Here is an 11,059-nt window from a genome sequence, read left to right on the forward strand (position 1 = left end):
AGGTCAGGCATCGACGCGTGCACCCCGCATGGCGGCAAGGGGGACACCGGCCGCCGTCAAGGCGTCCCGGACGGCCCGCGCGATGGCGACCGCGCCCGGCGTGTCCCCGTGGACGCAGATCGAGTCGACGCGCAGCCGCACGAAGTGCCCGTCCACGGACCGCACCCGCCCGTCGAGCGCGATCTCCACGCACCGCTCGGCGATCTCGGCGGCGGAGTGCAGCACCGCGCCCGGTCGCCGCCGGTCGACCAGCGTGCCCAACGCCGTGTAGGCCCGGTCGGCGAACGCCTCGAACCGCACCGGCAGCCCCGCCACCTCGGCCCGCTTCAACCACACCGCTCCCGGCAGCCCGAGCACCGGCAGGCCGGGGTCGAACGCCCGCACGGCGTCCACCACGGCGTCGGCTTGGGCCTCGTGCGTGACAAGCGCGTTGTAGAGCGCGCCGTGCGGCTTGACGTAGGCGATCCGCGTCCCGGCGGCCCGCGCGCAAGCGTCCAACCCGCCGAGCTGGTACAGCACGTCGGCGGTCAGCACGGCCGGCTCGACGTCCACGAACCGCCGCCCGAACCCGGCCAGGTCCCGGTACCCGACGTGCGCCCCCACGGCGACACCCCGCGCCGCCGCCAGCTCACAGGTCCGCCGCATGATCAGGGGGTCGCCGGCGTGGAACCCGCAGGCCACGTTCGCGCTGGTCACCACCTCCAGCAGCCCGGCGTCGTCGCCGAGCGCCCACCGCCCGAAGCCCTCGCCCAGATCCGCGTTCAGGTCCACCGCCATCCCCCTCCTCGCCCCTACACATCGTTCAATGTAGGGATTGTTCAACAATCCAGCAATAGTCCGTTTGAGCTGTTCAACGACTAAACTCGGTGACCATGACGAGCGTCGGCGCGGACGACTGGCTGCGGACCCTGGCCGAGGACCGCGCGGACATCGACCGGTCCAGCACGGCGGAGAAGGTCGCCGACAAGCTGCGCGCCAGCGTCCTGGGCGGCGAGATCCAGCCCGGTCAGCAGCTCAACGAGAAGGCGCTCGGCGACGCCCTCCGCGTCTCCCGCAACACCCTCCGCGAGGCCTTCCGCCTGCTCACCCACGAACGCCTGCTGGTCCACGAGTACAGCAAGGGCGTCTTCGTCCGGAAACCCGACTGGCGCGACATCGCCGACCTCTACGCCGCCCGCCGGGTCATCGAGTGCGGCGCCGTCCGCGCCTACCCGCAGGCCCCCGAACAGGCGAAACGAGCCATCCGCACCGCCGTGGACGACGCCGTCGAGGCTTCGACGCGGGGCGATTGGACCGCTGTCGGCACCCACAACATCAAGTTCCACCAGGCCCTCACCGCCCTGGCCGGCAGCGCCCGGCTCGACGAGGAGGTCGAGCGCCTGCTGGCCGAGCTGCGTCTGGCCTTCCACGTCATGGGCGACCCGAAGCGCTTCCACGCCGACTACCTGCCGCTCAACCTCGAGATCACCGCCCACCTGGAGGCGGGCGCGATCGAGCCCGCCGTGGACGCGCTCTCCACCTATTTCGAGACGGCCGAACACCAACTGGTCACAGCCCTGCGCGGTGAGTGAAAAAGGGTCACGATTCAACTACTTCACGTACAGGTAATCCGGCGGACACCGTGACGGGTGTCCCCCTAGAGGCCTAGCATCGCGCGACACCCTGTCATCCGGGCCGCACGGAGGGCACACATGCCGTCTGCTCGACACTCCAGTCTGCGCTGGAGCTGGTGGAACCTGCTGCTCCTGGTTCCGCTGCTCATGCTGATCACGCCGTGGTTCAACTCGGACCAACCCCGGCTGTTCGGGCTGCCGTTCTTCTACTGGTACCAGTTCGCCTGGGTCCCGCTGGGCGTCCTCTGCGTCGGCATCGTCTACGTGAAGACGAAGGACCAGCCGATGGTCAAGGGCAAGCCCGACCGGCTGAGCGTGGACGACCTGGACGAGGGGGCGAAGTAGATGCAGTGGACCGAACTCGTGGTGTTCAGCGCGTTGTTCCTGCTGGTCACCGTCCTCGGTTTCTTCGCGGCGCGCTGGCAGCGGGGCGACACGCTCGACCACCTCGACGAGTGGGGCCTGGGCGGGCGCAAGTTCGGCTCGTGGATCACCTGGTTCCTGGTCGGCGGTGACCTCTACACGGCGTACACGTTCGTCGCCGTGCCCGCCCTTGTGTTCGGCGCGGGCGCCACGGGCTTCTTCGCGCTGCCCTACACGGTGATCCTGTACCCGATCGTCTTCCTGCCGCTGGTCCGCATGTGGTCGGTGTCCCGCGTGCACGGCTACGTCACGCCGGCCGACTTCGTGCGCGGCCGGTACGGCTCGCACTGGCTCGCGCTGCTGGTCGCGATCACCGGCATCGTCGCCACGATGCCCTACATCGCGCTCCAACTGGTCGGCCTGGAGGCCGTGCTCCGCAGCATGGGCCTCAACGGCGCCGACATCCTCGGCCACGCGCCGCTGTTCATCGCCTTCGTCATCCTGGCGCTGTACACCTACCAGTCGGGCCTGCGCGCCCCGGCGCTGATCGCCTTCGTCAAGGACATCCTGATCTACGTCGTGATCCTGGTCGCGGTGATCTACCTGCCGTCGAAGTTCGGCGGCTGGGGCGCGGTGTTCGACAGCGCCCAGGCGAAGTTCGACGCCACGCCCGCCAAGGGCGACGGCATCCTGCTCAACGCCAACAACCAGCTCCAGTACGCCACCCTGGCGCTGGGCTCCGCGCTGGCGCTGTTCCTGTACCCGCACTCGCTGACCGGCATCCTGGCCTCGCGCGGGCGCAACGTCATCAAGCGCAACATGGTGGCGCTGCCCGCGTACTCGCTGCTGCTGGGCCTGCTCGCGATGCTGGGCTTCGTCGCGATCAGCGCGGGCGTCAAGCCGATCACCAACCAGGCCACCGGCCGCCCGGACACCAACACCATCGTGCCCGAGCTGTTCGGCCAGCAGTTCCCGTCCTGGTTCGCGGGCGTCGCGTTCGCGGCGATCGGCATCGGCGCGCTGGTGCCGGCGGCGATCATGTCCATCGCGGCGGCGAACCTGTGGACGCGCAACATCTACAAGGAGTACCTGAAGAAGGGCGCCACCCCGGCGCAGGAGGCCAAGCAGGCCAAGCTCGCCTCGCTGGTGGTGAAGTTCGGCGCGGTCGCGTTCATCGTGTTCATCGACCCGCAGTACGCCATCGACCTCCAGCTCATCGGCGGCGTCCTGATCCTCCAGACGCTGCCCGCCGTGGCGATCGCCCTCTACACCCGGTGGTTCCACGTCCACGGCCTCATCGCCGGGTGGGTCGTCGGCATGGGCTGGGGCCTGTGGCTGCTGTACAACATCCCCAGCCCCGACGGCAAGCGCGCCCACTTCGGCGCTTCCGCGCTGGCGCTGGACAAGCTGTCGCTGTTCGGCTGGCACCCGTTCGCCGGCTCCACCGTGCAGATCTACGCGGGCGCGCTGGCCGTGGTGGCGAACCTGCTGGTCGCGGTCCTGGTGACGCTGGTGGCCCGGCAGCTGCGGGCGTTCAACGGCACCGACGAGACCACGCCCGACGACTACCACGTCGACGAGGACAGCCCGAAGGTCAAGCCGGTCGCGGTCCACTGAGGACCGCCGACGCGGTGTCGTCGAGCCCCGTCCGGCCCTCGCGCCGGGCGGGGCTCGCCGCTTTCACGCCACGACCTCCAGCGGCACGGCGGGGGAGCGGCGCACCAGGCCCGCGCCCGCCACCTTCGCGCGCAGCCACCACCGGCCGGTGGTGGCCCACCGCGGCACCGCCACCGAGAACGTGAACTCCGCTCGTCCCCGCGCGGGCAGTTCGCCGCCCAGCACCCACGGCCGCACGAAGTCCCACGTCCCCCACGGGCTCACCAGCCGCGTCTCCACCGCGATCGGTGCCCACAGGGCCGACGCCACGGCCACCCGCACCTCGGCCCGCTCGCCGGGGCGCAGGGACACCGGCTCGGGCGGGCGCGCGATCCACAGCGGCTGCACCGGGCCGTCGTCCAGCGGTCCCCACTCCGGCACGTCCACCAGGAGCACGTCCTCCACGACCGGCTCGGTGTCCACCTGCGCGCGCACCGGGTACAACCCCGGCGCGGCCGACCGCGGTCGTTCGACCGAGACGGCCGTGCGCACCGACCCACCCGCCGGCAGCGTGAACGGCACCTCCGCCGGCGCGGCGAACCACCCCGGCGGCGCGACCAGTCGGACGCGACCCGCCACCTCGGCCGACGACGTCACCACCACCTCGCGGTCGCCCCGCCACCGCACGCCCACCGGCGGCCGCCCCAGCGCCGGACCGCGCTCGTGCCGGAGGTGGTCGGCGAACAGCGGGCCGGGCTCGGTCGAGGTGGTGATCGGGCCGACGTCGGCCGGCGCGGTCGGCGTGCCGGACGCGGGCAGCAGCCCCGACCCGTCGACCCCGACCACCGCGACCAGCCGGTGCGCGCACTCCTCCTCCGCCCGCGCCGGGTCGCCGCACGGCACCGCGTACTCGACGGTCTGCTGCTGCCGGAACTCCGCCGGCCGCACCACCTCCTCGACGCCGGGCCACCGGACCCGCAGCTCGCCGCGCACGTCGTCCACGGAGGTCACGCAGTCCACCCAGTCCACGCCCTCCCACAGCGTCAGGGTCTGCGCGTACGCCACGCCACCGGTCCGCCCGCGCACCACGACCCGCTCGCCGACCGGGCTGTGCCACACGGTCACCGTGGCGGGCCCGGTCGCGCCGAGGTCGTTGCCGACGGCGGGTGCGAGCAGTTCGGTCTCGTCCACCAGCCGCACCAGGCTGGTCACCACGCCGCCGCGCGCCGGGTCGACGGTGAGCAGGTGGGCGGAGTCGGCGATCTGCGTGCCGCCGCCGCGCGTCCACCCCGGCGACGTCCCGCCGGTCAGGTGGAACACCTTCCACCCCAACGCGGGCACGTCCCCGGCGTGGAACACCACCGTGTGACCTTCGTGGACACACGGGTGCACACCGTCCGCCGACACCACGGACACCTCGGACAGCTCGTCCTCCAGCCGCACCTCGACCATCCCGGAACGCCTGCGCGCCAACGGGTTCCACACCACGACCGGAACACCGGGACCCGAGGTGTCCACAATGGACGACAGCTTGCGCAGCACGGCGTCCCGCACCTCCGAGGCCAGCGCGTGGGCCTCCCGCAACGACACCAGCGGATCGGCGTCGTCCGCGAGCCGGGCGCGGACGTGGGCCAGCACGTCCTCCGGCGGTTCGGCGACCAGCGACGCGAACGCCTCCGCCTCCTCCACCACCCGCGTCGCCGCGCGCACCTCGATCCCCTGCGGCACCGGCACGTCCTGCGGCAGCGAGCACACGAACCGCGGCGACGAGTACCGCGAGTTCCAGTCGTGGTGCATCTGCCGGAACCAGCGCCCCTCGCCGACCAGCGCCACGTGCCGGGCCGTCGTGCCGCGCAGCCGGTCGAACGCGGCCCGCTCGGCGTCCGCGAGCGTGGCGGCCCGTTCGACGGACGCGCTGTTGGCCGGCAGCAGCCGGTCGACCAGTTCGACCCGGTTCTGCTCCACCAGCGCGGCCAGCGGCTCCCGGTCCTCCGGGCGGGTGTCCAGGTAGGGCTCGACCAGGTCGGCGAGCAGGCCGAACCGGTACGACGGGTCGGCCAGCGCGAGCGCCAGGTGACCGCGCACGCCGCCCACCTCCGCCGCCTGGGGCACCAGGTGCAGCGTCCGCCCCGGCTCGGCCACGACCAGGTCGAAGTCGACCTCGTGGTGCTCGTCCCCGTGCCGCACGACGGCCCGCGCGGGCAGGACCGTGCCGGGCGGGTGGCCGGAGGTGTCGACCGGCACCTCGTAGCCGAACAGCCCGGGTGTTAGGTCGGTGCCGTGGCGGGCACTGCCGACTCCCGCGCCCTCGACGTGGACGTGCACCGGCCCTTCGCGGTCTTCGGTGCGCACGCGGACGACCTGCAGGGAGCCGACGAACAAGTCGGTGGACTCGACGACGACCATGGTTCGACCTCAGCACTGGAGCGTCCGATGTGGAAATCCCCCAAACCGGCACCAACCACCCGCAACAACGCGGTCAGCGCTTGAGCATCCGCGTGAGACCCGCGGCGACCGTCGTGGCCAGCACCCACCCGGTCACGATCAGCCCGGCGCCGATCCACTGCGAGGCCCCGGCCAGCTGCCACCGGTTCTTGTTGCCGAAGTCCACGATCGGCACCACCAGGTCGATCGTGAACAGCCACGGGTTCCACGACAGGCGGTCATCGGAGTTGATCACCTCCAGCCGGTCGTGGGCGGAGAACCAGATGCTGCCCAGCACCCAGGACACCACGAGCCACCCGAGCGCGCGAGCCGGCCGGTACCCGTACCCGACCATCGACCGCTGCAACCAGCTCCACACCAGCACCAGCGGCCCCAGCCACCGCCGCCCCTCGGCCACCGCCCGGTACCGCAGGCGCTGCTTCTCCACCAGCACGGTGGCGGCGTGCTCGTCGTTGCCGCACGCGCGCAGCATCTCCGCGAACTGGTCGTACGGGCCGGGCCGGTAGCTGCGCCGCATGGCCTGCCGCAGCCAGCGCAACCGGCGGTCCACCTCGTCGTCGTCGCGCAGGTCGATCGGGTTGCGCAGCGAGTCGTAGCGGAACTCCTCCAGGTCGATCCAGCCGGTGGCCGACCAGAAGGCCTCGTTGTCGTCCAGCGAGGTGCAGCGGACCTGGCGCAGGGTGACGTCGCCGCGCGGCGGGCTGATCGGGGTGAGCACCAGCTCCTGCACCTGGAGCCCGAGCGCGTTGAGGGCGTGGCTGTCGAGCTTGTCCCCGAGCACGGCCCCGCTGAAGTTCGCCATCCGCCCGACCTGCGCCCGCCGCGCCCGCACACCCCCGTGCGCGACGAACTCCTTGACCCCGCCCGCGCAGATCAGGTCCCGCCCGATGACCGCGCCCCCGACGTCCAACGACGGCTTCCCGGCCGGCATGTGCCGGTACCGCCCGGGTTTGGTGATCCGACTCCCCCGCAGGTCGAGGTTCGCCCCGATCCGCACCCCGCGCAGCTCCAACCCACCCGCGACTTCCACCTCGCGGGCGGTCAGGTTGCTCCCGATGTGCGACCGGTTCCCCAGCACGGCGTCCGCACGCGGGTTGTCCAGCTCCGACCCGTCGAGCGTGAGACTGCCCTTGACCTGGAGGTCGACCATCCGGATCTGCCCCCGCACGAACGCCTGGCGAGCCACGACGTCCCCACCGATCTGAGCCCCGTCCAGGTGCAACGCCCGCCCGAACCCGGTCGGCTCCGCCACCGCCGACGCCTGACCGGAAGGCACGTCGACGACCGCCGGCGGGGTCTCGGCGGGCTCCAGCGCGGTCTCGGCGCGTACCGGCGCGGTTTCCCCCGAGTCCTCGCCCGCCCGCGCCGCCACGGTCCCGTCCACGACAGCTTCGGGGCGGGCGTCGAAGTGGCCGCCGGACAGCGACAGCGAGCCGCCCAGCGTCGCGTTCACCATCCGCACGGTCCCCGCGCTGCGGAACTCCCGGTCCAGCTGCACGTCCCCGTCCACCGTGACCCGGTCCAGCACCAGCGTCGACGCCGGGTCCGCGTGCGGGTCCAGTCCCGCCTCCTCGTCCACCTTCCCCGCCGTCACCGACGCACCCCGCAGCGTCAGCGCCGAGTCCACCCGCGCGTTCGCCAGCAGCACCGTGCCCTGGATCGTCGACCCGCTGAACAGCAGGTTCCCGCCCACGTGCACCCCGGTGGCGTTCACCGCGTGCGCCCGCGGGTTGGTCAACGTCCCGCCGGAGAAGTTGCAGTTGCCGCCCACCTGCGCCCCGGCCAGCCGCAGCTCGCCGGACACCGACACGCCCTGCCCCAACAACGCCCCGGCCAGCTTCACCCGATCGGCGTGCAGCGCGAGGCCGCCCGGGGCCACCAGCCGCGCGTCGCGCAGCTCCAGCGACCCGGCGATGTCGGCGTCGGTCAGGTCCGCCACACCCTCGACGGTGCTCCCCGCCAGCGACACCTCGTTGGCGCTGCTGAGGTTGCGCCCCCACAGCCCGGGCAGGCGGCACCCGGTGAACACCACCCCGGCCAGCCGCCCCTGCCGCAGGTCCGGCGCCTCCTCGAACCGGCACCGCACGAACTCCAGCAGGTAGTTCAGCTCCACGGCCCGCAGGTCGAGCACCCCGGTCAGGAACCGGTCCTCCACCCGGATCACCGGCGGCACCGACGGCCGCCGCAGCCCCAGCCGGAACGCGCCCTCGCCCAAGCCGCGCAGCACGTCGGCGGCGGGCATGCGGAAGGCGCGCGGCGGGTCGGGGTCGAACACGTCCAGCCCCCGCGCGCCCGTCTCCGTCATGTGATCGACAATGCGGGCAACCCGAGACCGCCCGCAAGCGAACGGCGAAAAAGGGGGAAAGTTACGCCGAAGGCCCCTGGTGGGTCGGGTCGAGCACGCGCGCCAGGAACGACTGCGTCCGCTCGTGCTGCGGGTCGCCGATGACCTGCGCCGCCGGGCCCTCCTCGACCACGTACCCGCCGTCCATGAACAGCACCCGGTCGGCCACCTCGCGCGCGAACTGCATCTCGTGGGTCACCACCAGCATGGTCATGCCCTCGTCGGCCAGCGCCCGCATGACGCCCAGCACGTCGCCGACCAGCTCGGGGTCCAGCGCCGAGGTCGGCTCGTCGAACAGCATCACCGACGGGTCCATCGACAGCGCCCGCGCGATCGCCACCCGCTGCTGCTGCCCACCGGACAGCTGCGCCGGCATGGCGTTGACCTTCTCCGACAGCCCGACCCGCTCCAGGTTGCGCAGCGCGATCTGCTGCGCTTCCTTCTCGCCCCGCTTGAGCACCTTGCGCTGCGCCACGGTCAGGTTGTTCAGCACGCTGAGGTGCGAGAACAGGTTGAACCCCTGGAAGACCATGCCGATCCGGGTGCGCGCCTTGTCGATGTCGCAGTCCGGGTCGGTCAGCTCGACGCCGTTGACGACGATCTTGCCGTCGGTCGGCTCCTCCAGCAGGTTCACGCACCGCAGCAGCGTGGACTTGCCCGAGCCGGACGGCCCGATGATGCACACGACCTCGCCGCGCTCGACCGACACGTCGATGCCCTTGAGCACCTCCAGCGGCCCGAACGCCTTCTTCAGCCCGGTGATCTCCACCGCGACGTCGCTCACGCCGACACCCCCAGCCCGGTCGACTCCGGCGTGCCGATCTTCCGGCCGCCGGTCCGCTTCTCCAAGTGCCGCGACAGGTGGCCCAGCGGCAGCGTGATGATCAGGTAGCACAGGCCCGCGACCAGCAGCGGCGTCAGCGACGGCGACCGGCTCAGCGTCTCCCGGCCGAACTTGGTCAGCTCGTAGTCGGCGGCGGTCAGGCCCACGACGCTGATCAGCGACGAGTCCTTGATCAGCATGATCAGCTCGTTGGTCAGCGGGGGCAGGATGATCCGGAACGCCTGCGGGATCGTCACGGTCACCAGCGTGCGGCCGGGCGACATGCCCAGCGACCGCGCCGCCTCGATCTGGCCCTTGGGCACCGCCAGGATGCCCGCGCGGATCGTCTCGGCGATGTAGGCGGAGCCGACGATGCCCAGCGCGAGACCGGCCGTGGAGTTGATGTCGAACTTCAGGCCGAACGCCAGCGGCACGGCCACGCTCAGCGCCACGAACACCAGCAGCGCCGGGACACCGCGGAAGAACTCGATGTACGCGGTGGCGATCCACCGCCAGGGCGCGACCGGCGACAGCTTCATCAGCGCCAGCAGCAGGCCGAGCCCGAGGCCGATCGCGAAGCCGAAGGCGCTGTAGATGATCGTGTTCACCAGGGCCGTCTGGATGACGGTCGGGAACATCTTGGCCGCGGTGTCGACGTTGAAGAACGAGCGGCGGATGTCTTCCCAGTCCGCGAACACCGCGATCAGCGCGACGATCACGAGCAGCAGCGCGTACTGCGCCCGGCGGAACAGGATCGCGCGCCGGCGTTTGGACATGGCCATTTCTCTCGGCACTCCTAGCAGGGGGTCGGACAAGAACCGGGGCCGGTGCTCGTGAGCACCGGCCCCGAGGGTGTGCGAGGCCGCGTCGGCCTAGCCGCCGCGACGGAGGAGCGGCGATTCCACCCAGCCGGTCACTTCTTCTCCGGCTTCTTGCCGAACCACTTCTCGTAGATCCGGTCGTACTCGCCGTTCTCCTTGGCCTTCTTCAGGACCTCGTTGACCTTGGCGAGCAGGGCCGAGTTGCCCTTCTTCATGCCGATGCCGTACTTCTCGCCGGTGTCGAACTCCTTCGTCACGGCGGTGTCCGGGAACTCCTTGATGTAGTCGTAGAGCACGCCGTTGTCGTTGATGGCGGCGTCGACGGCGCCGGTGCGGACGGCGGTCTCCATCAGCGGCAGGTCCTCGAACTCCACGACGGTGTAGCCGTTGGCCGCGGCGTTCTTGTTGGCGTACTCCTCGCCGGTGGTGTCCTGCTGGACGCCCAGGCGCTTGCCCTTGAGGTCGGGCAGGTCCTTGATCGGCGAGTCCTTCTTCACCAGCAGCGCCTGCGAGGCGTCGAAGTACGGCTCGGAGAAGTCGATCGCCTGCTTGCGCTCTTCGGTGATCGTCATGCCGGCGGCGGCCAGGTCGCACTCGTTGGTGGCGAAGACCGTGCCGGAGGTGATGTTCTCGAACGGGGTGTCGAAGATCTCCTGGGTGACGCCCAGCTCCTTGGCCACCAGGTCCACCAGGTCGACGTCGAAGCCGACCGTCTTGTCGCCCTCGGAGTACTGGAAGGGCTTGTAGGACAGGTGCGTGCAGGTGACCAGCTTGCCGCTCTTCACCAGGGAGACGTTGGTCGACCCGGTGTCCCCGGACGAGCCGGTGTTGACCTTCTCTGCGCAGCCCGCCGCCACGACCGCGAGGGCGATCGCGGGGACTAGGGCGAGCACGTTCCTGGTACGACGGGCCACGGCGTCACTCCTCGTAACTGTGTCGGTCGAGTGTTCGGCATACTGCCACTTGGGTGACTTGGTGCACAGCACGCGCGTGTTACAGCCCGAAGTGACGCATGAATCTTGCGTCACACGGGCGTTTTGGGCACAAGATGTTC

Annotated in this window: 9 protein-coding genes; 3 read left to right on the top strand and 6 right to left on the bottom strand. The window is 71.2% G+C overall.

Annotated features, from left to right (window positions below; all coding sequences use genetic code 11):
* Positions 1–3 precede the first annotated feature (3 nt).
* Positions 4–771: a LamB/YcsF family protein gene (locus DFJ66_RS24385; protein WP_211351617.1), complete on the bottom strand. Its 768-nt coding sequence runs from the start codon at positions 769–771 to the stop codon at positions 4–6.
* A 101-nt stretch (positions 772–872) separates the two neighbouring features.
* Between DFJ66_RS24385 and DFJ66_RS24390 the strand changes: the two genes are divergently transcribed.
* The 3 genes from DFJ66_RS24390 to mctP all read left to right on the top strand — a co-directional run bounded on the left by DFJ66_RS24390 (position 873) and on the right by mctP (position 3,593).
* Positions 873–1,571, top strand: a complete 699-nt coding sequence (locus DFJ66_RS24390; protein WP_121231670.1) for a GntR family transcriptional regulator — start codon at positions 873–875, stop codon at positions 1,569–1,571.
* Positions 1,572–1,691: 120 nt separating this feature from the next.
* Positions 1,692–1,958 (top strand): DUF3311 domain-containing protein, encoded by a 267-nt coding sequence (locus DFJ66_RS24395; RefSeq protein ID WP_121224124.1) that lies wholly within the window; start codon positions 1,692–1,694, stop codon positions 1,956–1,958.
* Positions 1,959–3,593, top strand: coding sequence for a monocarboxylate uptake permease MctP (gene mctP, locus DFJ66_RS24400; protein WP_121224126.1), 1,635 nt, complete (start codon positions 1,959–1,961; stop codon positions 3,591–3,593).
* A 63-nt stretch (positions 3,594–3,656) separates the two neighbouring features.
* Here the strand turns inward: mctP and DFJ66_RS42945 are convergent, their stop codons facing one another.
* The 5 genes from DFJ66_RS42945 to DFJ66_RS24430 all read right to left on the bottom strand — a co-directional run bounded on the left by DFJ66_RS42945 (position 3,657) and on the right by DFJ66_RS24430 (position 10,919).
* Entirely contained in the window at positions 3,657–5,978 is a 2,322-nt protein-coding gene (locus tag DFJ66_RS42945) for an NEW3 domain-containing protein (RefSeq protein WP_170199634.1), read from the bottom strand.
* Positions 5,979–6,051: 73 nt separating this feature from the next.
* Positions 6,052–8,322: a pentapeptide repeat-containing protein gene (locus tag DFJ66_RS24415; protein WP_121224129.1), complete on the bottom strand. Its 2,271-nt coding sequence runs from the start codon at positions 8,320–8,322 to the stop codon at positions 6,052–6,054.
* A 61-nt stretch (positions 8,323–8,383) separates the two neighbouring features.
* On the bottom strand, positions 8,384–9,145 hold the full coding sequence (locus DFJ66_RS24420; protein WP_121224131.1) for an amino acid ABC transporter ATP-binding protein: 762 nt from the start codon (positions 9,143–9,145) through the stop codon (positions 8,384–8,386).
* Entirely contained in the window at positions 9,142–9,966 is an 825-nt protein-coding gene (locus DFJ66_RS24425) for an amino acid ABC transporter permease (protein ID WP_121224132.1), read from the bottom strand. The genes DFJ66_RS24420 and DFJ66_RS24425 overlap by 4 nt, the downstream gene beginning before the upstream one ends.
* Positions 9,967–10,097: 131 nt before the next feature.
* Positions 10,098–10,919: a basic amino acid ABC transporter substrate-binding protein gene (locus DFJ66_RS24430; RefSeq protein WP_121224134.1), complete on the bottom strand. Its 822-nt coding sequence runs from the start codon at positions 10,917–10,919 to the stop codon at positions 10,098–10,100.
* Positions 10,920–11,059 lie beyond the last annotated feature (140 nt).

Source organism: Saccharothrix variisporea (assembly GCF_003634995.1).
GTDB classification, from domain to species: domain Bacteria; phylum Actinomycetota; class Actinomycetes; order Mycobacteriales; family Pseudonocardiaceae; genus Actinosynnema; species Actinosynnema variisporeum.

What these genes read in the sequence shown, in the direction of transcription:
- DFJ66_RS24390 (WP_121231670.1), top strand. Translation starts at nt 873, where the DNA reads ATGACGAGCGTCGGCGCGGACGACTGGCTGCGGACCCTGGCCGAGGAC.
- DFJ66_RS24395 (WP_121224124.1), top strand. Translation starts at nt 1,692, where the DNA reads ATGCCGTCTGCTCGACACTCCAGTCTGCGCTGGAGCTGGTGGAACCTG.
- mctP (WP_121224126.1), top strand. Translation starts at nt 1,959, where the DNA reads ATGCAGTGGACCGAACTCGTGGTGTTCAGCGCGTTGTTCCTGCTGGTC.
- DFJ66_RS42945 (WP_170199634.1), bottom strand. Translation starts at nt 5,978, where the DNA reads ATGGTCGTCGTCGAGTCCACCGACTTGTTCGTCGGCTCCCTGCAGGTC.
- DFJ66_RS24415 (WP_121224129.1), bottom strand. Translation starts at nt 8,322, where the DNA reads ATGACGGAGACGGGCGCGCGGGGGCTGGACGTGTTCGACCCCGACCCG.
- DFJ66_RS24425 (WP_121224132.1), bottom strand. Translation starts at nt 9,966, where the DNA reads ATGGCCATGTCCAAACGCCGGCGCGCGATCCTGTTCCGCCGGGCGCAG.